The sequence below is a fragment of the Metabacillus sp. SLBN-84 genome, assembly GCF_053629595.1.
In genome coordinates this window covers 57,645-78,359 of sequence record NZ_JBRJIP010000006.1, presented here as the reverse complement: position 1 = coordinate 78,359, position 20,715 = coordinate 57,645, and the positions used below count along the sequence as shown (strand labels likewise).

30 protein-coding genes are annotated in these 20,715 nt (G+C 50.8%); 1 reads left to right on the top strand and 29 read right to left on the bottom strand.

Going from position 1 to position 20,715, the window contains the following annotated elements:
* Nucleotides 1–66 precede the first annotated feature (66 nt).
* From RKD52_RS21985 to RKD52_RS21945, 9 genes are all read right to left on the bottom strand, one after another.
* A complete protein-coding gene (locus tag RKD52_RS21985; protein ID WP_454101525.1) occupies nucleotides 67–744 on the bottom strand; it encodes a hypothetical protein in 678 nt (225 codons plus the stop codon).
* Between the two features lie 43 nt (nucleotides 745–787).
* Nucleotides 788–1,555, bottom strand: a complete 768-nt coding sequence (locus RKD52_RS21980; RefSeq protein ID WP_454101524.1) for a CPBP family intramembrane glutamic endopeptidase — start codon at nucleotides 1,553–1,555, stop codon at nucleotides 788–790.
* 120 nt (nucleotides 1,556–1,675) lie between these two features.
* Nucleotides 1,676–2,218 (bottom strand): hypothetical protein, encoded by a 543-nt coding sequence (locus RKD52_RS21975; protein ID WP_454101523.1) that lies wholly within the window; start codon nucleotides 2,216–2,218, stop codon nucleotides 1,676–1,678.
* A 54-nt stretch (nucleotides 2,219–2,272) separates the two neighbouring features.
* The gene (locus RKD52_RS21970; RefSeq protein ID WP_454101522.1) at nucleotides 2,273–2,662 is read right to left on the bottom strand and encodes a hypothetical protein; all 390 of its coding nucleotides are present in this window, start codon (nucleotides 2,660–2,662) and stop codon (nucleotides 2,273–2,275) included.
* 471 nt (nucleotides 2,663–3,133) lie between these two features.
* Nucleotides 3,134–3,727 (bottom strand): hypothetical protein, encoded by a 594-nt coding sequence (locus tag RKD52_RS21965; RefSeq protein WP_454101521.1) that lies wholly within the window; start codon nucleotides 3,725–3,727, stop codon nucleotides 3,134–3,136.
* 80 nt (nucleotides 3,728–3,807) lie between these two features.
* Nucleotides 3,808–4,080 carry a hypothetical protein gene (locus RKD52_RS21960; RefSeq protein ID WP_454101520.1) on the bottom strand — a complete coding sequence of 91 codons (273 nt, stop codon included), beginning with the start codon at nucleotides 4,078–4,080 and terminating at the stop codon, nucleotides 3,808–3,810.
* Nucleotides 4,081–4,086: 6 nt separating this feature from the next.
* Nucleotides 4,087–5,169, bottom strand: coding sequence for a hypothetical protein (locus RKD52_RS21955; protein WP_454101519.1), 1,083 nt, complete (start codon nucleotides 5,167–5,169; stop codon nucleotides 4,087–4,089).
* 146 nt (nucleotides 5,170–5,315) lie between these two features.
* Nucleotides 5,316–6,221: a hypothetical protein gene (locus tag RKD52_RS21950; RefSeq protein WP_454101518.1), complete on the bottom strand. Its 906-nt coding sequence runs from the start codon at nucleotides 6,219–6,221 to the stop codon at nucleotides 5,316–5,318.
* A gap of 307 nt (nucleotides 6,222–6,528) precedes the next feature.
* On the bottom strand, nucleotides 6,529–7,500 hold the full coding sequence (locus tag RKD52_RS21945) for an MBL fold metallo-hydrolase (protein WP_454101517.1): 972 nt from the start codon (nucleotides 7,498–7,500) through the stop codon (nucleotides 6,529–6,531).
* A gap of 110 nt (nucleotides 7,501–7,610) precedes the next feature.
* Between RKD52_RS21945 and RKD52_RS21940 the strand changes: the two genes are divergently transcribed.
* Nucleotides 7,611–8,414 (top strand): LysM peptidoglycan-binding domain-containing protein, encoded by an 804-nt coding sequence (locus RKD52_RS21940; protein ID WP_454101516.1) that lies wholly within the window; start codon nucleotides 7,611–7,613, stop codon nucleotides 8,412–8,414.
* 32 nt (nucleotides 8,415–8,446) lie between these two features.
* On the opposite strand, the gene RKD52_RS21935 is transcribed toward RKD52_RS21940, so the two are convergent.
* The 20 genes from RKD52_RS21935 to RKD52_RS21840 all read right to left on the bottom strand — a co-directional run bounded on the left by RKD52_RS21935 (nucleotide 8,447) and on the right by RKD52_RS21840 (nucleotide 20,693).
* On the bottom strand, nucleotides 8,447–9,457 hold the full coding sequence (locus RKD52_RS21935; protein ID WP_454101515.1) for a hypothetical protein: 1,011 nt from the start codon (nucleotides 9,455–9,457) through the stop codon (nucleotides 8,447–8,449).
* Between the two features lie 5 nt (nucleotides 9,458–9,462).
* Nucleotides 9,463–10,137 (bottom strand): hypothetical protein, encoded by a 675-nt coding sequence (locus tag RKD52_RS21930; RefSeq protein ID WP_454101514.1) that lies wholly within the window; start codon nucleotides 10,135–10,137, stop codon nucleotides 9,463–9,465.
* A 64-nt stretch (nucleotides 10,138–10,201) separates the two neighbouring features.
* A complete protein-coding gene (locus tag RKD52_RS21925; RefSeq protein WP_454101513.1) occupies nucleotides 10,202–10,360 on the bottom strand; it encodes a hypothetical protein in 159 nt (52 codons plus the stop codon).
* Between the two features lie 231 nt (nucleotides 10,361–10,591).
* On the bottom strand, nucleotides 10,592–11,989 hold the full coding sequence (locus RKD52_RS21920) for an SNF2-related protein (protein ID WP_454101512.1): 1,398 nt from the start codon (nucleotides 11,987–11,989) through the stop codon (nucleotides 10,592–10,594).
* Nucleotides 11,986–12,639 (bottom strand): DNA-directed RNA polymerase subunit alpha C-terminal domain-containing protein, encoded by a 654-nt coding sequence (locus tag RKD52_RS21915; RefSeq protein ID WP_454101511.1) that lies wholly within the window; start codon nucleotides 12,637–12,639, stop codon nucleotides 11,986–11,988. The genes RKD52_RS21920 and RKD52_RS21915 overlap by 4 nt, the downstream gene beginning before the upstream one ends.
* A gap of 51 nt (nucleotides 12,640–12,690) precedes the next feature.
* Nucleotides 12,691–13,641 (bottom strand): HD domain-containing protein, encoded by a 951-nt coding sequence (locus RKD52_RS21910; protein WP_454101510.1) that lies wholly within the window; start codon nucleotides 13,639–13,641, stop codon nucleotides 12,691–12,693.
* Nucleotides 13,642–13,654: 13 nt separating this feature from the next.
* Nucleotides 13,655–13,780 carry a hypothetical protein gene (locus RKD52_RS21905; protein ID WP_454101509.1) on the bottom strand — a complete coding sequence of 42 codons (126 nt, stop codon included), beginning with the start codon at nucleotides 13,778–13,780 and terminating at the stop codon, nucleotides 13,655–13,657.
* A complete protein-coding gene (locus RKD52_RS21900; RefSeq protein WP_454101508.1) occupies nucleotides 13,777–14,151 on the bottom strand; it encodes a VRR-NUC domain-containing protein in 375 nt (124 codons plus the stop codon). Before RKD52_RS21900 ends, RKD52_RS21905 begins: the two co-directional genes overlap by 4 nt.
* Nucleotides 14,148–14,375 (bottom strand): hypothetical protein, encoded by a 228-nt coding sequence (locus RKD52_RS21895; RefSeq protein ID WP_454101507.1) that lies wholly within the window; start codon nucleotides 14,373–14,375, stop codon nucleotides 14,148–14,150. The genes RKD52_RS21900 and RKD52_RS21895 overlap by 4 nt, the downstream gene beginning before the upstream one ends.
* Before the next feature lie 17 nt (nucleotides 14,376–14,392).
* The gene (locus RKD52_RS21890) at nucleotides 14,393–14,719 is read right to left on the bottom strand and encodes a hypothetical protein (protein WP_454101506.1); all 327 of its coding nucleotides are present in this window, start codon (nucleotides 14,717–14,719) and stop codon (nucleotides 14,393–14,395) included.
* A gap of 165 nt (nucleotides 14,720–14,884) precedes the next feature.
* Complete coding sequence (locus RKD52_RS21885; RefSeq protein ID WP_454101505.1) at nucleotides 14,885–15,874, bottom strand: reverse transcriptase domain-containing protein; 990 nt, start codon at nucleotides 15,872–15,874, stop codon at nucleotides 14,885–14,887.
* A 34-nt stretch (nucleotides 15,875–15,908) separates the two neighbouring features.
* Nucleotides 15,909–16,214: a hypothetical protein gene (locus RKD52_RS21880; protein WP_454101504.1), complete on the bottom strand. Its 306-nt coding sequence runs from the start codon at nucleotides 16,212–16,214 to the stop codon at nucleotides 15,909–15,911.
* Nucleotides 16,198–16,452: a hypothetical protein gene (locus tag RKD52_RS21875; protein WP_454101503.1), complete on the bottom strand. Its 255-nt coding sequence runs from the start codon at nucleotides 16,450–16,452 to the stop codon at nucleotides 16,198–16,200. Before RKD52_RS21875 ends, RKD52_RS21880 begins: the two co-directional genes overlap by 17 nt.
* Nucleotides 16,453–16,634: 182 nt before the next feature.
* A complete protein-coding gene (locus RKD52_RS21870; protein WP_454101502.1) occupies nucleotides 16,635–16,769 on the bottom strand; it encodes a hypothetical protein in 135 nt (44 codons plus the stop codon).
* A 28-nt stretch (nucleotides 16,770–16,797) separates the two neighbouring features.
* Nucleotides 16,798–16,947, bottom strand: a complete 150-nt coding sequence (locus tag RKD52_RS21865) for a hypothetical protein (RefSeq protein ID WP_454101501.1) — start codon at nucleotides 16,945–16,947, stop codon at nucleotides 16,798–16,800.
* A 1,008-nt stretch (nucleotides 16,948–17,955) separates the two neighbouring features.
* Nucleotides 17,956–18,393: a DUF5983 family protein gene (locus RKD52_RS21860; RefSeq protein WP_454101500.1), complete on the bottom strand. Its 438-nt coding sequence runs from the start codon at nucleotides 18,391–18,393 to the stop codon at nucleotides 17,956–17,958.
* Nucleotides 18,394–18,414: 21 nt separating this feature from the next.
* Nucleotides 18,415–18,582, bottom strand: a complete 168-nt coding sequence (locus RKD52_RS21855; RefSeq protein WP_454101499.1) for a hypothetical protein — start codon at nucleotides 18,580–18,582, stop codon at nucleotides 18,415–18,417.
* A 29-nt stretch (nucleotides 18,583–18,611) separates the two neighbouring features.
* Complete coding sequence (locus RKD52_RS21850) at nucleotides 18,612–18,788, bottom strand: hypothetical protein (RefSeq protein WP_454101498.1); 177 nt, start codon at nucleotides 18,786–18,788, stop codon at nucleotides 18,612–18,614.
* A 432-nt stretch (nucleotides 18,789–19,220) separates the two neighbouring features.
* Nucleotides 19,221–20,495 carry a replication-associated recombination protein A gene (locus RKD52_RS21845; protein ID WP_454101590.1) on the bottom strand — a complete coding sequence of 425 codons (1,275 nt, stop codon included), beginning with the start codon at nucleotides 20,493–20,495 and terminating at the stop codon, nucleotides 19,221–19,223.
* Between the two features lie 12 nt (nucleotides 20,496–20,507).
* Nucleotides 20,508–20,693 carry a hypothetical protein gene (locus tag RKD52_RS21840; RefSeq protein ID WP_454101497.1) on the bottom strand — a complete coding sequence of 62 codons (186 nt, stop codon included), beginning with the start codon at nucleotides 20,691–20,693 and terminating at the stop codon, nucleotides 20,508–20,510.
* Nucleotides 20,694–20,715: the final 22 nt, after the last annotated feature.

The window sequence follows — 20,715 nt, the reverse complement described above, 5'->3', positions numbered from 1 at the left end:
ATATGTGCCGTCCCACAAAAAAAAACCTTACCGGGGTTTCAACTCCAGTAAGGTTTTTTTTTCATGCTATGTGTTCACGGTAAACGTGGCAGCACTAACGATTTCATACAGGTTTTTTGTGGCGAGATCGTTTTTCATGCTCCATACGCCGTGCTTTTCGTTCTCTTCGATCCATGATTTGGTTCGGTTCATTTGGACGATGCCATCGGGCTTCTTGAAAACACCTGTCCTGGTCGCGCCTTCCACAATCATGCTCTCCACTACATGGCGCAGTCCAATCACAGAAAGCAGCAGCGTGCTGACGTCGCCGTCTTTGACCCGTCTTTCCGTTTCCGGCTGAATGGCCAGTTCGATCGGCAGCAGGATGCTCGCGTTGACTTCAAGGCTGGCTTGTTTGATGTGTTCGCTTTTCCATTCCCCTCGGGTCTTAAAGAGGTGGCTGATGCGGGCGGTCATCGACCGTCTCATGACAGAGTGATGCAGAACGGGCGGTTCGTTCATCCAGCAGGTCTTGTCCCCATTCTCCATCGTGATGATCTCCAGGGATTGCAGATGGGTGCGAACCCGCTCGGTGTTTACAACACCTGAGTCGTCACTAAGGGTCTCGATGTGGTGGTCAAGCATCTCAAGCAGGGTGATTGGATCCAAATCCCCTTCGAACACCGGAGCGTGTACGGTTTCATGCTCGATGGTTTGTATCTCTTGATTTTCGGTTCTGTTCTTGGATGTGTCTCTGGTGTTCATGGGTATTGGCTCCTTTTTGGTTAGTGGGTGTTTGTCAGTTCTATCATATAACAATCGTGACCGCGTTCCAGATCATATGGACGGCGACGGCCGTATATACATTGTTGTCTTTCAGCCGGGCATATAAGAATCCTACGGCGAGAATCCCATAGCTCGTCCAGCCCATCAGTCCGAACGGGGCGTGCAGGGCGATGAAAATTAGACTCGCGATGACAAAGCTCAGATAACTCGGCCCCGTTGCAAATGGTAGCAGCTCGCGAAACACGATTTCTTCCGTGATGGGAGAGACAACGATCATGGTGAAAACCATCGCCAGCGGAAAGTGGGTGAGCAGGCTGTCAAGCGATGTCTGGTTCGGCTGTGCCGGCATGGTGACGCCCAGCAGATTAAAGATATAGGTCATCATAAACAAGGCGATGAGCATGGCTGTCACGATGAACAGGACCCTGGAGAGCTTAAACCGCCTCCTGGTGGAATCAAGCCGTTGTCGGCGATTGATCGTCTTGACGGACAAAACGACGGTTACAATCCCAATCAGGATCGCAAGCAGGTTCATGGCGCCAGCGTAAGTCGGAAAGCGCATGCCTGCCGAGATGGTGGCGATGACGATCTGGACACTGAAAAAGAACCCGATAGCTTTGTACAGATCCGGCGTTCGGAAAAAGTCTTTAATCAGAATCATTCGGGTGAGTGGATAGCTGTTTGGTTCTTCCGCACGCTCTTGTTTCCGCTTTAAGTAGGATTTCGAATACTCTTTTTCTTTCATTCGTTCAATTTGGCGGACTTTGAGTGGTTTTCCCGTAGTGGGCATGGTCGACACCTCGTTTCCTTTTTATGGTAATCTATCTATCTATTATGCCACGAAAAACGAGAGAAAACTAGATACACCGAGTGGTTTGTGAGTCATTTGCAATTCATTTTGTCGCACATTTTATTGTTCATCGCCCTGGATCGATTCAAACAGTTGCTCCTCAATCCGCGCCGGAATTTTCAGCACAGCGACACGCGGCTCCTCTTCTGTGAAGGAGACGACCCCAAGTAGCAAGTTCGGGTCATCCCATAGCACTTCCGGAATCTGTCCAATTGATGATTCATCGACATCGCTCGCAAACACCGGGGTGCCTGATGAATCATAAAGTTGGGTCACGATGATCGACATAGGCATTTGCATGCGCTTGTCGGGTTCACGCAGAACGATCTTCCGGTCTTTGGTCGGGCAGCACACCTCAAGTGTCAGGAGCTCGCCGAACGGTTCCACTTGTATGAGATTGTTGTGATGAAGGGTGGATACCGCGGCGTTCTTTCGGGACTCTTCGAACAGGTCCTTGCGCTGTTTGGTCGTCGTTTGAATTGCACCCTGCAGGATAAAAGCGGGATTGAGCAGCGCGTAGTCGTTCAGCTGCTCGCTCAATTCTTCATAAAACTCAAAAGGGAACATGCGCTTGACATGTTCCGCCTTGATATGTTCAGGCATTGGCTGAACCCCCTGTTTCTTTTTGTGTAATATTCTTACGTAAGATGTAATAAATCATGTAATAAGATTGAATTTTCTTTCTAAATCATACAAAAACGATTGGATTTTCGCTTTATTGAATTGATACAGCGTATCCTTTGACAAATGTGGGGCTGAAATGGCGATGCCAGCATCAATGATTGAAAGGTAGCCATTGTTGTCATATCGCCTGTCATAATAATCCCAGTAGTCTGACCCGATGCTGTATGCTTCTTTCGGCTGGGCGTTCTCCCACGATTCGTTTGCTGCTTGTTGCAAGTATTCGACGAACACTCTTTGTTCTTCGGGTGTAAACGCGTAAGTAAATTCCGATTCTTGTTCGGACTTTCCCGCCTCGTTTTCAAAGAATATAGCGGACCGTCTGTGTTTCACGACGAGCCCGTTTGAAAAAGTCTTCTTTTTCATGATTGTGTCACCTTCGCCAAGGAAAAAGCACCGATTTTCGGCTCCAGTTCCACTCGACATTCGCCCCGGTAGTCCATCAGGAGTTTTTCCCCGCAGATGCCGCAGTGGACGCGGCGTGTTTTGTAATATTTATCGATGATGGTGGCGTGCCCGCAGCCGTTGCATGAATACATGTGATAGGAGCATAATTTTCGTTTGGGCATCATTGCACCTGTCGTTCTAGCGCGTCCACGTCTTTTTGCAGGCGGGCGAGGTCCTCGCGTTTACTGAGAAGCTCCGCCTTTTGGTTTCGTTCGATCTCTTCCTGTGAGATGACAGGTAATATGTGAGGGTTCCTAGAAAGGTTCGCCCGACCGTTCTCATCGATTAGGACACCGCCACACTCCGAACAGGAAACGTTTACAGATTCTGGCTTAATATCCTGAATTGGATAGGTATGTTGGCATTTCGGGGTTTGGCAGACAACGTACGTCATGATACAGCACTTCTTTCGTCTTTGATTTTGGTTGCGGTGTAGCGGATTTCGTATTCAATTTCGACTTTAAATGGTGTGTCACAGACCCCGCAGGTCATGTTGTGACCGCCCGGTTCATTCAAGTCTTCCGATTCGTTTACCGAGGCGCATGTCGGGCAGATAATCGCATCTTCATCCGAGCAGTCAAGCTCCGAGTGGTTCATCTCAGCTGCGTTTGCGAGCGCGACCTCTTTCTTTTTAGCCCGTTCCGTCTCCCGGCAGGTTCTGCACTGGAAGCCGCTCACCATCCCCCACGGAATGTCGGTCAAATCTTCCCGGTGGGTGTGGCACGTTAGGCAGCGGTCATGATTGTGGCAGACAATGTAGGAATGTACGTCCGGACGTCCGAGGCATTTCTCGCACCCGCACACCCAGTACCAGCCGTCTTCGAACCGCACAGCGTACAGTCCCTGTTCTGGAGGCTCAAGTGATCTTTCATGCTTGGTATCAGGGTTCGTCCAAGTATTTGTGTGCCCGGAGCGCGTTCGGTTAAGCCATGTGACCGGGATGTCTGGAATCAGAATTTTCACATCTTTTAGCATTTTTTTCAATGGAAATTCATCCCTTTCGCCTAAAAGACCGGACAGCCTGCTGCGCCGTCCGGTTTGTCATGTGTTATCGATTGTTTGGGTTACGGCTGTCTGTGCCGTTTTGTTTGTGCATACCAATCCACCTGTGCGTCAAGGTATCCAAGCCACTGCGCGGTCTGGGTGATGCCGCGGACGTCCGTCCCCGGTTGCAGCCCTAAAACTTCGGGTTCGCTGTATTGGTGGTTCCATATGATGTCGTATTCCCCACCGTCTGGTGTTTTAACCGTCACCGGTTGGCCGATCCGGAGAACCATCGTGAGAATGGTATTGACCGTGACTGCAGGGAGTGAGCCCTGATTCGTGCAGCTTGCCATATGGCATCATCCTTTCGTGTTTCCCGTCTTTTTCCGCTTCGCGTTCTGTGCTTTCACGTATTCATAAGCCCTTTTGGATGTAAATAGGAGCCACGGAAGCCCGTCACGGGTCTCATCGTGCTTTTCACGATGAGGGGCGACTTCTTTAAGCAACAAGTAAATGGCATAGGCAAGGTCTTGCTCGATGAGGGAGTCGGCCATTTTCCGCAAGGAAATCGTGTCTTTTGCAAGGTCGTGCAGGCGGATCACGTGGAATGCGAGCCCGTTGGCCACGCTCATTTCATAGCGGGAATAATCCTCGCCAAAATCACTCGCGCTTTTGCTCGCGGCCTGTTCTCTTGCCTTTTCGAACGGCTTGATCGCAAGAAAAGACTGAATCGTTTTCTCTTTCTCCTCGTCAACCAGGCTTTTCATAACTCCGATGCGATATTGTTTCGCGAGTTCTCGCTCTTTTTTGCGCTGTTTATCCATTTTGACGATGCCATCAAGGAATTCCCTGAGTTTTTCTTTTGCGGCTGAATCCTGGTTGTAATCGATGCAGAGTTTGTTCGTTAGCATTCGCTTTGTAAAGGTCACAAAGTGATCGTTAAACAGGACCTCGAAGTAAGCACCGCGCGCCTTTACTGACGGGTCGTCCGGTTTCGGGACGGGTTCTTTGAAGACAGAGAGGTCTTCAAACATGTAGCGGTTTTCCTGCGTAATTAAGTCTTCCGGAACAAGAATCAGAAGGTGTACCCCTCCGTTTTTGGACAGTTCGGTGTAGTGTGCCGGAAAAGCCAGCGCGTCTTGTTTCATGGCGTCTGGCGCATCGGGTTCGACATCGATTGCAATGACCCGGTTTTCTCGCGCTCGCAGGCGGTATGCCCTATTGACGGCTTGCAGATTCAGGTCTGCGTCAAGCTCCTGCAGTGTGACCAAGGGCCACTCTCCGTCGAATTTAACGTTATATACGGACCCGGTATCGAGCAGTATTCTTGCATTCACCGGTCGTTTATGGTCATCAGACACCGTCCAGTACGGGTCTTGAGTCAAATGCTGAATAAGCGGGTTCTGTGAAAATATGGCAGGGTGTACCATTTGGAATTGCATACATGTGCTCCTTTCTTCTGGGTGTGGTTTTTTCCTCAATGTGGCAACCTATCCAACTTCATCCATTACCATTATATAAAAAAAACGAGGAGCTGAAAGCCCCTCGTCTAAAACTTTTGAACTATTTATAGTTCTTTTATCACAAATTAAGCGAATGGGCTTTTTCCAACCTGTCCGCTGCCACCGAATGGGGAGCCTTGGTTCGGGATCGCTTCACCCTGAACACCGAACGGGTTTGACGTTCCTGCTCCTTGACCCGGGTTCTGCTGCCCGAATCCTCCGAATCCGCCCTGGCCTTGCGTCTGAGTTTGACCGAAGCCTCCAAATCCGCTTTGGTTTGGATTCGCTTGTTGCTGGTTCGGATCGCCCGCAGGGGCTTGTCCGAAACCGCCGAAACCGCCTTGGTTCTGACCTCCGCCAACTCCGGCTCCAACGAGCTGTTCTTGCGCCACTTGTACTTGCTCCTGTGGTTGCGGTTGAGCGGTACCCGCACCGTCAGTCATGCGTTCAACCGGCATGTTCATTGCCTGGCCGAATCCTGCAAGACTGCTGTTTTTGCCTTCGTAGAACTGGATGGCACCTTTATCATATACGATTGCATCGAACGTTGAGCCGAGATTATTGAATCCTTTCGGGGCAAACGCGCTGACCATCAAATAGATGACCTGCCCTGGTGCCGGGTTCTTACCCGGATCTGCCATTTCAAGAATGGTGCCGTCCTCCTGCATATGTCCGTAATCCGGCGCAAACAGCGATTTGCTCTCAAAGGACATCGTCGGAAGACCCGTCGTCTTGCTTTGATACACGCTTTGAGCATGGAAGTTCGCAAGCGGTGTACCTTCACCCTGTACGATTTCCGGCTGCTCAATCGTTACGCTTCGGAATTCCTTTGTTTTCATCATGCCGAGCTTCGCGCGACGTTCGTTTTCACGGGCCAGCGCTTCACCCGTTACGGCTTTATCCAGACGGGCGAATGCCACTCGTCCTCTCAGAATGATTTTGTCCCCAGGTTGTACACCCAGTTGTTCACGTGTTTGTTTTGCTCCTGCCATGTTACATCTTCTCCTTTGGCACGGGTTTTCCGCGCGGTTGATTTTTTATTTTGGTGTGCGTTTAGCCCTTAATAATGGAAAATGTTTACAACCTTAATTATACGTTAAAAACGCTCTACACTCAACGTTTTAAAGTAATTTTTTACAGGTTTTTACATCATCGCGGGTGCACTCTTTCTCAAATTTTATGTAGGCGAAAAGAACACTTTTCGCCCCGAAGACAACCCGGCCTTTTTGAAAGGCAGGGTTGTGTTCTCACCGTTGCAGGATTTTGTACGGAAGCGAATCTTGCTTTTTTTGAATGCTTTTAGCTTTGATGGAGTGTCCCGAATGTCTTGGACGCGTGGAGCGGCACAAACAGTCCGTTCTCGTCTAAGTGTTTTTCGATATATGCGCTCGCTTCTTGCTCGGAAATATGCCTCAGATTCCCGTCCGCCCGCGCCTTCTTTCCGTGATAGTCAGGGTCGTTTTCGTTCAGGGCGCCGTACCATTTCTGCAGAATCGCCTCGTCGTAGTTGGCTTCCAGGAACATGCAGGTGTAGCGCCGGGTCTGACTGAGCCCCGTCACATGTTGGATATTCCCGTGGCAATCCGTGAAGGCCCGCTCACCGCCTAGATTGTCGAGGTCTGAGGCATACAAGAATTCGAATTCAAGGGTCGGATCGCTGATCTGTACGGCGATGTTTACGATGTCCCCGTGTTTGACGGTGAGCGGCTCGAACAGAAACGACTTCCCATCATGGGTTCTCAGCGTCTCGGGCTCTGCTGTGCGGAATTTCGAGCGGTGCTTCTCGAATTCCGGTGCCCACTTGGCCGGTTTCTTGATGCGTCGGCCGCTCGCATCGGTTTTAAACACCGGATCATGACCGAACGGGACAGGTTCTCCTTTTTTTCGCTTTTCGTATTCAGGTTTAAAGGCATCTGACACAATCATGTTCCACATAAAGTCCGTAAGGAGAATGCGGATATGCGGATGATTCTTGAGCACCCTCACAAGCGTCGATGGATTCAAGTGATCGCCGTGATGATGTGTGAGGACGATGTAGTCCACATCCAAAAAGAACGTCGAGCTGTATTCCTGATAGGCTTTGTATGTGAGTCCGAGATCAATCAGGGTGCGGTACGGTTTGAGATAGACCGAGTTCCCTTCGGACCCCGAACCAAAGACGTGCACCGGGATGCGTTTCCCAAATTGACGCTGGCGCCACTTGTTGTAGATGCTTTTCAATTCTTCGTTCTCGGTGTGAAAGGCCGGATTGTTCACATATGCAAATGACATGAATATAAAACACCTCTCTGTTCAGCGATATGCTAATTATTTTCTTTTGTTTTTATGTTGTTCACTCACCTGAATTCCCTTATAATGGAAATAGAGAGAGGGGTGGTACGATGAATCTGAAAAGGTCAGGAAAAACCAATACCGCAAGCCGAAAAGGCTCAAAACCGAACCAGCATAAGCAGGAAGCGGGTTCAATCGAAGAACAGGTAGAGTCTTTGAGCAACCGGATGCTCGCTATTTGTTGCATGGCGGCAGCCGTCGGGTCTCTTTTGTTCCTTGCATTCTTTTTTTCATCCGACATGCGCGGCAACATCATCGCCGCGAAAGCCGCTTCGATTCGAGCTGAGCGCACAGCTGACGTTTCCGTGAAGCAGGAAGTTCCGGATCTTGCTGCAGCACTTCGTGACCCGAATATGAGCAGGGAGGACGCGCTTCGCTCGCTCAAGCAGATGAGCGATGCGGAATTCAAGCTGTTTGTGGAAAAAATCACAGGCAAAAACAGCTCATTGGAGTCCGCACCGGAGGCTCCCGCAAAAGTGGATGTCGTCGACCAGATCAAGAGCATGGACGAGGCCGAGTTTGATGCCTTCATCGATGCATTGAGTCAAGCGGCCGGGCAGCAAGCCAAAGAGAAAAAGACATCCCTCCGGATGACGCTTGAAGAGGCGTATGCCGAAGCGGAACGCCTGTATCCGGGACAGATTGACGGTTCGAAGCGTTTGAAGCTCATCGAAGACCTGAACAGCAAGGATTTCATGTATTATGTGGCCGAAGAGGGGGACACCCTGATTCAGTTGAGCCGCACGTTCGGTGTTCCTCTCGGACAGCTTGTTGAGCTGAACGGCATTCACGATGCCGACCGGATCCCGGCCGGGATGATCCTCCTGTTCCCGTCTGACACGGAACAGCCGTAAAAACCATCTGAGTGACTCAGATGGTTTTTTTCTTATTCGAAATAACACTCCGGTTTCGCCTCGACCTCAACGTCCTCATCTAAGATGTCGGTTTCATCGAGCACAAATGCAGCGCGGTCGTAATACAGCTTGAGCAAGTACACCTCAAAACCGTTCAGCTCACGGAGGTTCATGACAGGTGTTTCAAGCGTGGTCAGGTCTTTCGCATCGTCTAATTGTTTCCTGAGCAGGCTTTTGCCGTTGATCCGTTCGATGCTCTCGATTGTCCACGACTTATCCGTCATGTCCGTCCAGCGGCGGATGACCACTCGGAGCGCCATTCGCTTGTCTTCTTCACAGGTGAGCGTGAATATCTTTTTCTCACTGTCCTTGCTGTAGGTCTCTTTGTCCTCGCATTGCATCTCAGCTGTGAGGTTCCGGTACGTAGGCTCATCATCATAGTCGATTTCAAGGGAGTCCGTCTCGATGTTCTCGCCAAGGTATTTCGTATAGGCGTCAAACAGCTCGCTCGTTTTGATTTCTTTGAGCGGTTCCGTTCCCATCATGCCTCGCAAGTTTTGAATGAGCGCATTCTGTTCTTTTGTTAGATTTACGGCGATTTCATTCAGTAGGTGTTCGAGCTTCACGGCGTGTTCGCTGAAATCATACTTTTCGATATACGGATTCATGGTTTCTTTTAATTTGTCCTTGATCCTGCGTGACACATCCCCGTAATCTCCAAACAAGTCATCGACGATGCCGTGAATCATCTTGTCAAAGCGCTCGTCAATTGCTTTCTCGATGGAGCCGCTCTTTAATTTTTCCGTGATAATCTCCTCGGCGCTTCGTTTTTCAATCGTCCGGTCGTCCGGCGCCTGATTTTCATTCTGTTCGACCTCTGGTGCTTCACTGAAACGCAGAAGCAGGACGGCGATTGCGGCAGCTGCCGCTACAACAAGCGGATACGGATAAACGTTTAAGATGGCGGCCAGGGTACCGATGCCTAGAACAAGGCCGATGTCGCGTTTTGTGAGGTTAATAAAGGTTCTTTTGGATGAATTCATGGGTTTCACTCCTGTTCAATTTGATGGATGCGTGAGGTTCCGGGAAGTTCGCCCCGGTTGCGTAATTCATCAAGTTTCTCCATCCCCAGCTGATTCAGTTTGTTGATCGTGAACGCCTCAACCTCGGCTTTTGCTTCTTGTGCGGTCTTATCCATTTGTTCGCCAAATGAGGTGGCGATGAATGGGATATTGGAAGCGAGCTCTCGTTTCAGGGCGTTCAGTTCGTTCAAGATGGCATTTCGGTCGCTTTTGGTCAGGGATTTTTTGTTCGCGAGCATCTCTTCAGTGCTCTCTGTCAACCGGCTGATGCGGGCTTCCATCGTTTGCATTTTTTGCTTGAATTCCTGTTCGAACTGCATGCGTTTGTTGATATAATCCGGGTTATCCATGATTTGCCCGTCCTTTTCACGAATCGTGACAGGGACGCCCGAGCCCATGTTCATGCTGGTGATGGCTTCGGCAAACTGGGATTGTGACATCTCGATTTCGATATAGGGTTTCTGCCTGGAATAATAGTGGTCATGATTCAGGCCCCGCTCAATCACACCGGGATGAATCGAAAGCAGAATGGTGTTGTGGTGCGGGATGCTGCTGCCGAACAGGATTTTGTCGTGTCCGGATGACCGGCTGATCCGAAGCATGCCATAGCTTTCATGAACCTCTTTGTATACGTCGTCCATCGTTTCATTCTCCTTTTTTAAGAATGAGGAAGGGGGCTTTTCGCCACCCTTCCTGCGTTTCACATCAAATAACGTTTGTGACCGAGTCGCTCGCGGCGTCCGGCAGGTTTGTCGTCAGCCAGAATTCCACGCCGTTGTAGGCGCGCTGGTACTGTTCGTCCGTTAATTTCAGATTGTTGGCTGTGATATAGGCGTCCAGGTATTCTTCGATTACGTTCTTCATGGAAAGAGTCCCCCTTTTTATAGTCGTGTGCATGTTATGTCTTTGTCGCGAACAGCTTTTCGAGCAAGAAATACGGGTATCCGAGCACAATCATCGGGACGATCCAGGGCAGGAACAGCATCCAGCTCCCGGAGTGATCGTTTTTAATGCTTCGAAGGAAGACAGCGATTCCAATTACGATGTAGATCGCCGCTAAAATAGTAAAGGTCGACAGGGAAAGCGCCTCCTTTCTTACGGCACAGGCTGCAGGCTCCCGACCTCGGCTTTTACGGCGTCAATCAGGGCTTGCTGAATGTCTTTTTTGTCCATGAGTGATGCGATGATCCGGTCTTCGACCGTTCCGCGCATTTTGAGATAGTGAACGATGACCGGCTGGGTTTGCCCGTTCCGGTCAAGCCGTCCGATCGACTGCTGGTACAATTCAAGCGAGGTCGGCACCACAAAGAACACCATGATGTGGCAACCGTACTGAAAGTTCAGGCCGTGTCCCGCGCTCGCCGGTTGTGCGAAGAGGAGCGGAATCTCCTTGTTGTTCCAGCGTTTTAGCTGCTCGGGGTTTCCGGTGAACACTTCGGCGTCAGGAAAATGCTTCTGGAGCCGGATTCGGTCATGCCGGTACCAGTAAAAGCACAAGATCGGCTGACCGTTCGAGCCGTCCACAATCTCTTCGAGTGCCCGGAGCTTGTGGTCATGCAGCTCGATGATCTCTTTTTTCTCTTCGTCCGCGTAAATCGCACCGTTTGAAAGCTGCAGGAGCGCACCTGAGAGCACCGCGGCGTTTGCCGCTTCGATGGCGTCGCCGTCAGTGAGCGGGAGGACTTTGTCTTTTTTAAGCCTGTTGTAAATCTCACGCTCGCCCTTGGTCATCTCAAGCTCGATCGGGTTGTGTGTGACGGCGGGGAGGTTCAGGTAATCCTTTTTCATCATGCTGATGGCCACGTCCTTGACGGCGTGGTGGATGAACTGTTCGTGACCGTCGATTAATAGCCACTCATACGGATAACCCTCTGGTGTCCGCCTTCCCGGTACAAAGTGGCGGTTGCGGTACTCGGTGATGGTGTGTCCGAGCCTTTGGCCTCCGTCCAGCAGGTAAACGAGCGACCAGATGTCCATAAGCCCGTTCGGGGATGGAGTTCCGGTCAGCTCGATCCACCGGTGCGTGTATGGTGCGATCGATTTCAGGGCTTTGAATCCTTGCGTACCGTATCCTTTGAAGCTCTGGGCTTCGTCGATCACGACGTTTAAAAACGGCCATTTCTGATCGGGGAAGCGGTCGACGAGTTTCGGAACGAGCTCCCGGTTGATGATGTAGATCGTTGGCGGATCGGTCTCGACCCGGTCGAGCGCGGCATCCCGTTTCTTTTTGGTCATTCCAGCAAGCACGGTGAACGTTCCGTGGTTCGTGTGGTCCCATTTGGTGATTTCATCGGGCCATGTGTTCACGGCAATCCTGAGCGGGGCGATGATTAAGATGTGCCCGTGCAGCTTGTTGGCCTGGGCAAGCTCCACGAAGGCGGTCAGGGTAATCAACGTCTTTCCGAGGCCCATATCCAGGAACAGGCCGCATCTCGGCACGTGTTTGATGAATTCCGCGCAGAATCGCTGGTAATCATAGAGCGTTGCCTTCATGATGCATCCTCCTTTTCATCCGCTGAGTCTGGAAGCAGGATATAGGCCCTGATTTTCGCCTTGATTTCATGCACCGTTTTCTCCCCGATGTTCCGCATATGAATCAGCGTTTCTTCGGGGACGCTGATAAGGTCTTTCACTGTCAGAATTCCGGCGCGGGCAAGGGCGTTGTACGCTCGAACGTTTAGGTTCAGCTCACCGATTGGGGCCGCCACGTGCTCGGGCGTGACAAAGTGAGCAAGCAGAATCACCGCGTGAGGGTCGACGTGTGAATCGTCAACCGCTTGCAGTGCTTCGCGCAGCTGCTGATTCTCCCGGGCGAGCTTCTCGTTTTCGATTTGCGCCCGTCTTAGCTCATATGTCGAGACGCCCTGATAGTGGAGGGATCGTGAACGGTGGCGCATCTTCCGAAGGGCTCGTTTGATAATCGGGCCTGCCCAGTAGTAGGTCTTTCCGTATCGCTCGCCGCACGCTTTGAGCGTCAGGTTGTCTCTGAAGCGCAGGGTTAAAAGCGTTCGTTCCTCCTCGCTTAGCGTCAGGAGCTGCTCATAGAGCCCCTTGATATAGATGGTCTCGATTGGCGTGTCGTTTTCTTTGTCCTCTCCGTGGATTGCCCGGATGAGATTAAACGGATAGTGGTTGTCAATCATAGGCCGAAGCCTCCTTTCTGATGAAAAAAAGGGCACAAGAAAAACCGCTGATTATATCAGCGGTTTGTAGAACGAGCGGTTATCGAGAGAGAACATCTTCTCGGTGAATTTCCCGGCGTCCGTCTTGCCAAGCACTCTTGAGATCGTATTCATTTTGGCATCGATGTTATCGATCATATGAAGAAGCTCTGCTTCTTGAATTAACGGCGTACGGGCGCTCCCCCATTCCGGTTTTCCATGATGGGAGAGAACCATATGTTGCAGGAGGGCGACTTCTTCATTGTCTTTTCCAAGCGCCAGGTCGTTTGCTACTTCTCTGATTTCAGCGGTCATAATCGGGATATGTCCGAGCAGGTTTCCGTTTCTGGAGCGAGCGGTATCCGATTCGCTTATAAACTCATGGATCTTCCCGATGTCGTGAAGGATGACCCCTGCATACAGAAGGTCCCGGTTCAAGTCCGGATAGATCGCACAAAGGGATTTGGCGATGCGAAGCATCGTCACGGTGTGATAGGCGAGACCTGAGATAAACGCATGATGAATTGTGGCCGCTGCCGGATAGAAGAAAAATTCCTCGTTGTAGCGTTCGATAAAAGAGCGGACGATGCCCCGTATGGCCGGGTTTTCCATTTCAAAAATGGTCTGGTCGATCTCTTCCCGCAGTTCTTCTTTGCTGATGGGGGCCTTCTCCATAAAGTCGTGCGCGGTGAATGCTCTGGCGGCCTCTGTGATTTGGATCTGTTGTAGCTGCAATTGGAGGGTGCCGCGGTATTCAATTGTGTTTGCTGTCACTTCGACTACGGTTCCGCTTGCGTAGCGCGCCGCATCTTCATCCGTGGCGTTCCAGAACTTCGCATCCAGGCTTCCGGTCTGATCGCCGAGCTGGAGGGTAAGGAATGATCCTCCGTTGCTTGCCGTGCCTTTTGTGGCGTTTTTGATAAGCAGGAACCCTTCAAAGGCTTCCCCTGATTTGTAATGGCCAATGCCGGTTTTTGCTGTCATGTGTCATGCTCCTTTAGAATATGAGTTTGATGGTTCCGATTACGGACATCCAAAGTGGAATGCTGAGCGCTGTCGCCCACGTCATTCCCCGGAAGAAGTCCTGTTTTTCTTCATGGGATGGATTATGCTCCTGATTCATGTGTGCCACCTTCTTTCTGGCTCATCCGTGAGCGCGAAGCGCCGGATGGAGTGGTCGGCCGTTTTTTTGGTGGACTCTGGCGGCCTGGCGTCCAGCACCTCTTTCACGAAGAGGTCCACGGCTTCTTCCGTATCGACGGTGTGTACCGGTACCCGCTGATTTTGAATCTGTTTATGAACATGAACCTGGTTGGCGCGCGGTTTTTCACCGGGACGCTTCACTTCGACAAGGTGCATGCGCCCGTCAAAGATCACCAGTTGATCCGGTACACCGTTGACGGTGCTTTTAAATTTGTAACAGAGTCCCCCAACGGCTTTGATTTGGTTTTTCAGGTAGGTTTCGATCTTTGATTCAATCGGGTTTTTGCTCACGATAACCTCCGTTTTTCCACGCCGTACCGGGTCGGATTGCCACAAATGGCTTCGGTGAGGCAGTCATCGTCACAGAATAGTTCATCCTGGAACTCAACGACCGTTCTCCCGTAGTTCAAAGCCTCGCCGCACGGGCATGTCCCGGCAATCATCTCTTCTTCACGGGCGGCAAGATGGCCGTCCCGGTTCATTTTTTGAATAGCGGGGTGTTCAAGCTGCATCATGCTGGTCACTCTCCTTGTTATTGGATTCGCGCCGTCCCTACCAGATTGGTATAAAAGTGGGCAACGCCTGGATATGCCTCTCCGGTCAGCCGTTTAATTGTTTGGATGAATTCCTGCTCGACCTCTTCAAGTGGAAGGTCTGCAAAATACTCCCCGTCTTTGATTTCTTTCATGATTTTCGCGCGCATGGCTTCATCAATCATGTGATAGCCGTCAGCGATCGTTTCGATGTATGACCCCAGTTCTTCGTTAATAATGTCGTGATTGATTTTGCCGGTGACGGTCTTGAGAAAGAAATAGTTCATGCTCGAAGTAGCCTGTACGGCAACCGTTGGTTTTCCCATTGGTTCATTCCTTCTTTCGGTTTCTGTTTTAGATTTCTTGCAGTTGATAGGCGACGGATCGCGTGCACTCAGACGTCTGGTTCAGCACGCGCTGCTACCCCGTCCGTCGCTTTTTGGAACAAAAAAAGAGAGCGACACCTGCATGGCAGGTGTCGCGGCTGATTTTTAAGCAAAAGCGCTTTTCTTATAGGCTTGGTCAATCCAGGTGGTAAAGACGCTGTGCTTCCGGCAGGCGGCGCGGTATTTCATAATGATTCGGTCAATCTTTCCGGTGGAATCAATCGAGCGCATGTAGCTCACCTTGCCGACGAAAGCCGCTTTTGACGCGAAGCCCCAGGCTTTGAGTTCTTTATCCAAGTCATCTGATTTGGATAGGATGTATAAAGCGTGTCGCAGAAACCGGTAGTCTTCCCGGGACGGGGTCGTCTGGTTATGGTGATTGATGCGGATTCCCGTCACTTTCCGGTATTGAGCCTTCTGCGTGCGCGTTTTGTCGGTGTTGAGTTTGAAATCAAGCCCTTTTTTCGCCAGCGCTTCATAGATTTTCTGCGTGAGCGCCGGGACGTTAAACACGCCGGGCTCCCGGCCCGTGTAGCTGAACGTGAGGTCGTCCGAATACTGGGTGAACCGAATGTTCGCAGGCAGGTTTTCAGCAAGCTCCACCCAGAACGGGATGAGCGAAAGACCGGCAAGGGCTCCTGAGACAGGCAACCCTTGTGTGACCCCTCCCGTATTCGGGTCGATCAGGAGCCTTTGTACCAGATGCTCGTTCTGATCGCAAAGCGATGGATCAAGGGCTTTCAGCGCCTCTTTGAAATACTCGAACCGGCAGGAGTCATAAAACCCTTTAAAATCGAACTGGATCACAGGGGAGTGAAGGTGCGCCTGTGCGTTCGTTTGGATCGATTTGTTCGGCAGGTATGCATGGGCAATGTGATTCACTCCGTTCAGCTGCAGCTGTTCTACATAATAATCAGTGATGGTCGTGTTCCACTCTTTCAGCACGGATTTTAGCTCAGGGACGGGGTCGTTGACGTCCCTCATTTTGCCCTTGCTCTTGATTTTGAACCTGCGGATCAGGCGGTCATCCGCGATGTGGAGAAGATTCTGTCCTTCCTGAACGAGCGGCAGGGAATAGGGGTGTGTCGGATTCATGGGTTCACCTCGTCTCGGGATTTCGATAAATGGTTTATTCGTTTATAAAGGACTGATGCTCGAACGCATCGCTGAATTTATGCATCAGCTCTTTATTGCTAACAAAATAATGAATGCATTCTTTTAGGTCTTTGCAGTCTTCATATTGCGCTGAATGATTGCCCTTTAGTATATAAAATACCTGTCTTTCATTATCGCCTATGGTGATAACTAACGCCGTTGTGTCCACTCCGTAATCTCTTATTGAGGGATTGTAGCTGATATAATACTGTTCTTCTTCGTTACTGCTGGTGATTTTGTTAGGAATTAGAACGGGTATCCCATCAAAGGTCTTTATCATCTAAATACTCTCCCTCATCGGCGCCACCCTTAATGGTTTGGAGGATGCTTTTAATTTCCTCGGGATTGACTTCTGTGGTCGGCCCTAAAACGCACGCATCATTCCCATTGATGCTGGTGATCTCGTCTGAGTCAGCACCTTCTGTGTCGTAATCGACGACCGTTATTTCAATGGTTTCGTCCTCTGTCAATATGTTTTGGATGATGCCGCCGTCCATGATTATGACGATGTTTTTCATCTGTGTTTCCTCCTATCATCAAATTGTTTACCTATAGCCCTCTAAGCAGACAGGGAGTCGTCACTCCCATCACCCATTGGGTACTGCTCGCCAACCTTTTATCATTCTGGGGGAATGCACAAATAATTAGGCTGGAGATACCAGCGAAAATATCTCCTCAGAGGGCTATAGAATTGGGGAGGTCAACGGTTTAACGGATCACTTTCCCATTGTTCTTGCAGAATCGTGCGGATGTATTCGATGTTTTCGTCCGTCACTCTCCGGATGCCGTATGATTCTCCGAACGTGCCCGTGTCCACATCTTTTGGGAAATACAAGTAGTACCCCATAGACAGACGTTTGACTTTAGGCGTTGTTCTTGTATCCAGCGTCGCTGCGGATACTTCTTCGATGGCATCCTTCTTGGTTTTGAAACGTATAGCTGTCCATCGCCCACAGGCCGTCCTCTGTTAAGACGACCCAGTCACCGATGTTGATTTCAGGGATTTGTTCCATCTAATCGTTCACCTCTTTTTAGTTTCAGCAAATTGGAACAGGAAAAAGTGCGAAATCCCGAAAGGCGCAGAAAAACAGTAATCAGTGTGACCCTCGGTCTCGTCGTGATTGATGTAGAGATCTGTCACAAACGCGGGGTCTTTCGTTCCATCATCCGTGCTGATGAATTGGCCTCGCACCCGTTTTTCACTCAAAATCTGAATCTGCAAAATCACAGATTCAGAAACATCCATCGAGAATTTCTTTCCAACGATAGCGATGATGTCGGTGAGCGGGGTGCCGGACGGTTTATCATTCTTTGCCCCTCATACCTGGCATCCGTCTTCATAATCAGCAACGCCGTTTCCGCATGTTTTGCAGATTTCGATCATTTGCCATTCTCCTCTCGGGTTAAGGATTTGTTTTTACCGGTTCGTTCATCGTTTTCCGTGTCCTCGGAACCCGTGTTAGGGCCCTAAGACATTCATGATTTGGCGTTAACCTGCCTGCTGCCACTGCTGGTTCTTCGAAGATCGTGATGTAGATCAGCTCCAGCTGCGCTCGATTTGAGAGATGCGAGCGGCTCTCCTCTGGATCTGACTCCAGGGACTCATGTCCCCGTCGTTACCAGGATCCTGAAACTGGAGTTGTAATCTTGAACACCGCGTTGCCTCTGGACCTTGGTGATTGCTTGAGCTGGTCCTGAGACATGATCTAAATCCACGATGGCTGGGATGATCCTCTGGATGCTTCCTGAGCTTGGCGATTGGCCTTTAGCCCGAGGCGATCTCTCCCGACGGCCATAAGAGGAGCCGCACCTGCAGTGCCTCTGGGTCGTACACCTGCACCAACCCACACAAAATTAAAAACCTTATGTCCGATATAGACACCTGTGTGTGGGTTGGATTTTTCATTAAGCGTCTGTCACTCAATGTTTATATTCATGAAAGAGAATATGAGTTTGATATAAATTATCAAAACGATGAATCTGGCAGGCTTACAAGGCGCAGTTTGCCTGAACCCGCAAGCCTACCAGCTGTATTGCTCCAGTTCTTCTTCGACCGGGCCGTCGCGGTCCAGCACAAGGACTTCGCAATGATGGCGTCTCGCATGTTCGAGCACCTGCTTTAAGTCCTCCGGGAGCGAGTGGGCGATCGTTTCAGGGTCAAGATAGATAAAATAGCCGAATTCCCCTTTTTCATAGACCGAGATGTTTTCAACAAAGAGTCCGTTATGGCTCGCTTCCTGCAGTAGATCAGCGGTTTCAGCTTTGACGTGAGCAGTTGACAGCGTCATCATCGACTGGATTTCCCGAGCAGCTGCACCGGCTCCCATACCGAGCTCACGCTCTTTGAGTTCGTTTGCTTTTTGCTGCTCACGGGCCATGATTTCAAGACTTTGAGCGATTTTCGGTACGTGGTGTTCATAAAACGCTTTTCCCATGTACGTCTGGTGAAACTCAGACAATCTCAACACTCCTTTTCCGGCTTAAAGGGCCGTTCTTGTTTCTGTCATGGTTTCAAGGTTCACGCTTGCCGCATAGACGGCATTCTCAAGCGGGAATCTCTCGGTATAGGTCATGCGATTTCCCTTAACCTCAAATTCCACGATGCCGTACGTTTCGGCGTACTGTGTGGCTTTTTCTTCGTAGGTCATGGCCTTTCACATCCTTTTTCCGTCACAGATTATTTGAAATATCTCGGGTGTAAATCCTTCGATTGAAGGATGTGCCGCTCTCCGTCGGCGTCCTCGCCGACAAATTCCTGCGGTTTTTCCGGGTCGTATCCGTTGGGATTTTGCTGGATAACTGTGACCTGCGTTCCATTTTTCAACTCAATAGACACTCCGATTTTAGGTAACATGCGATCTCCTCGTTTTCGTAATAAAAAAACCAAAGCGGGCAGGGATTTGCACCCTGCATGCAGCCTTTGTGGTTTGGCGCTGTGGCCTGCTCCCTTTGACTGCGTAATGGGCTTATCTGCGTTTACCTATTCCGCCACCGCTTTGTTTGGCATGCTGTCCGGACTGGTAGGCAGCCCGGACGTTTTTGTTTTGCTCCTGTCCGCCCCTATCGCCCTCCGACGGCCGGAGTGGCGAAATCATATGCCGTAACGCGATAGGCAGGAGGAAGCCTACGGATAACCAATCCGTGGCGTGATTCGCCCCAGTTGCTTACGGCTCACGCCGCAGCTCCCTTCCAAAATCAAAATCTGCGAATCTTCCAATCTTTCATTCTTTCAATCGCGAATTTTATAGGTGTTCTGTGTTCTAATCTCTCATCAACACAGGATTTTTCACTTCGGTTTTACGGCATTGTTAATGGACTGATAGGTATTCTGAACGTTCTCTGTATCCAGCCCGTCACGGAACAGAAGATAGTGATCGTTCCTGTATTCATCGGGCAGGTATTGCTGTTCTGTGATCCCGTAAGGATAATCGTGCGGATACTTGTATCCAACACCGCGTCCGAGAGAGGCTGCACCCTTGTAATGCGCGTCTTTCAGATGATCCGGTACCGAAAGGTCTCGCCCTGTTGCAAGCGCCTCAGTGGCCCTATCCAGCGCCTTATACGCGACGTTTGATTTCGGGCTGAGTGCGAGCCTTACCGTGATCTGGGCGAGCGGGATACGGGCTTCCGGGAATCCGACGCGTTCTGCGACCGTGATCGCGGCAAGGGCTTCCGCTCCGAGCTCTGGGTTTGCGAGACTGATGTCCTCGTAGGCAATCACAAGCAGCCTGCGGTTGATGCTTATCAAGTCACCGGCTTGTATCAGCCGCGCGAGATAGTGCAGGGCGGCATCGGCATCGGAACCGCGTATGGATTTTTGGAGAGCAGACAAAAGATTATAATGCGAATCTCCGTCCTTATCCCCGCCGATCTGACGTTGCTGCAGACAGCTGCTGACCGTTTCCCGTGAAACGGTGCGGGTTTCGTCGTCACCTGGCTCCGTCGACATCACAGCGAGCTCCAATGTGTTCAGGGCGGTGCGTATGTCGCCGTTTGATTGCTGGGCGATAAAGAGCAGCACGTCGTCCGGAACGTCTGATTGAATGTCTCCAAGCCCCCGTTCACGGTCTGTAAGGGCCGCACGGAGCCTCTTGGCGGTTTTTTCCGGCGGGACGGGTTTCAGTTCAAAGATGTGGCTCCGCGAGCGCAGGGCCGGGTTAATGCTCATGTACGGGTTTTCGGTCGTTGCTCCGACCATAATCAGAGAGCCCTCTTCCAGCTGCATCAGCAGATAGTCCTGTTTGGTCTTATCGAGTCTGTGGACTTCATCAATCAAGGCAATCACGGGGCGTTCTGCCGTACCGCCTTGTGCGATTACCTGCAAGTCCTTCTTGGCGTGAACCCCTGCGTTGAAATACCCGAACGGGATGCCGAGGTCATTTGACAGGGCATGCGCGATGCTCGTCTTGCCGATCCCTGGCGGACCATACAGGATGATCGAGCTGAGCCGTCCGGTCTTCACGATGCGGGTCAGGATCTGCCCGTCTCCGATCAGGTGCTCCTGTCCGGCGATTTCTAAGAGAGATGCCGGACGCATGCGGGTGGCGAGCGGCTGGTTAATGGATGTCATGTGTCATTCGCCTCCTTCTGGTTCACCCAGGCGGGCGAGCTGGGCTTCGGATAAAAAAAGACGGCTGGATGTCTCTATCCAACCGTCTTTTATCAGGTCTTCTGTCAGTTCGTGCTTTTCACAGATTGCCCGCGCCCAAAACCTCGGGGGCGTGTCCGCGTTGCCTTTTGTGACAATGATGTTCGGCATGCTGCCACGCTCCTTTCTCGTT

Coding starts and splice junctions, on each gene's coding strand:
- RKD52_RS21930 (WP_454101514.1), bottom strand. CDS start 10,137: ATGGACGACGTATACAAAGAGGTTCATGAAAGCTATGGCATGCTTCGG.
- RKD52_RS21850 (WP_454101498.1), bottom strand. CDS start 18,788: ATGTTACCTAAAATCGGAGTGTCTATTGAGTTGAAAAATGGAACGCAG.
- RKD52_RS21880 (WP_454101504.1), bottom strand. CDS start 16,214: ATGATAAAGACCTTTGATGGGATACCCGTTCTAATTCCTAACAAAATC.
- RKD52_RS21940 (WP_454101516.1), top strand. CDS start 7,611: ATGAATCTGAAAAGGTCAGGAAAAACCAATACCGCAAGCCGAAAAGGC.
- RKD52_RS21950 (WP_454101518.1), bottom strand. CDS start 6,221: ATGGCAGGAGCAAAACAAACACGTGAACAACTGGGTGTACAACCTGGG.
- RKD52_RS21955 (WP_454101519.1), bottom strand. CDS start 5,169: ATGCAATTCCAAATGGTACACCCTGCCATATTTTCACAGAACCCGCTT.
- RKD52_RS21960 (WP_454101520.1), bottom strand. CDS start 4,080: ATGGCAAGCTGCACGAATCAGGGCTCACTCCCTGCAGTCACGGTCAAT.
- RKD52_RS21980 (WP_454101524.1), bottom strand. CDS start 1,555: ATGCCCACTACGGGAAAACCACTCAAAGTCCGCCAAATTGAACGAATG.
- RKD52_RS21920 (WP_454101512.1), bottom strand. CDS start 11,989: ATGAAGGCAACGCTCTATGATTACCAGCGATTCTGCGCGGAATTCATC.
- RKD52_RS21935 (WP_454101515.1), bottom strand. CDS start 9,457: ATGAATTCATCCAAAAGAACCTTTATTAACCTCACAAAACGCGACATC.
- RKD52_RS21985 (WP_454101525.1), bottom strand. CDS start 744: ATGAACACCAGAGACACATCCAAGAACAGAACCGAAAATCAAGAGATA.
- RKD52_RS21905 (WP_454101509.1), bottom strand. CDS start 13,780: ATGAATCAGGAGCATAATCCATCCCATGAAGAAAAACAGGACTTCTTC.
- RKD52_RS21855 (WP_454101499.1), bottom strand. CDS start 18,582: ATGACCTACGAAGAAAAAGCCACACAGTACGCCGAAACGTACGGCATC.
- RKD52_RS21970 (WP_454101522.1), bottom strand. CDS start 2,662: ATGAAAAAGAAGACTTTTTCAAACGGGCTCGTCGTGAAACACAGACGG.
- RKD52_RS21890 (WP_454101506.1), bottom strand. CDS start 14,719: ATGGGAAAACCAACGGTTGCCGTACAGGCTACTTCGAGCATGAACTAT.
- RKD52_RS21925 (WP_454101513.1), bottom strand. CDS start 10,360: ATGAAGAACGTAATCGAAGAATACCTGGACGCCTATATCACAGCCAAC.
- RKD52_RS21975 (WP_454101523.1), bottom strand. CDS start 2,218: ATGCCTGAACATATCAAGGCGGAACATGTCAAGCGCATGTTCCCTTTT.
- RKD52_RS21945 (WP_454101517.1), bottom strand. CDS start 7,500: ATGTCATTTGCATATGTGAACAATCCGGCCTTTCACACCGAGAACGAA.
- RKD52_RS21895 (WP_454101507.1), bottom strand. CDS start 14,375: ATGATGCAGCTTGAACACCCCGCTATTCAAAAAATGAACCGGGACGGC.
- RKD52_RS21865 (WP_454101501.1), bottom strand. CDS start 16,947: ATGGAACAAATCCCTGAAATCAACATCGGTGACTGGGTCGTCTTAACA.
- RKD52_RS21840 (WP_454101497.1), bottom strand. CDS start 20,693: ATGCCGAACATCATTGTCACAAAAGGCAACGCGGACACGCCCCCGAGG.
- RKD52_RS21910 (WP_454101510.1), bottom strand. CDS start 13,641: ATGACAGCAAAAACCGGCATTGGCCATTACAAATCAGGGGAAGCCTTT.
- RKD52_RS21875 (WP_454101503.1), bottom strand. CDS start 16,452: ATGAAAAACATCGTCATAATCATGGACGGCGGCATCATCCAAAACATA.
- RKD52_RS21885 (WP_454101505.1), bottom strand. CDS start 15,874: ATGAATCCGACACACCCCTATTCCCTGCCGCTCGTTCAGGAAGGACAG.
- RKD52_RS21915 (WP_454101511.1), bottom strand. CDS start 12,639: ATGATTGACAACCACTATCCGTTTAATCTCATCCGGGCAATCCACGGA.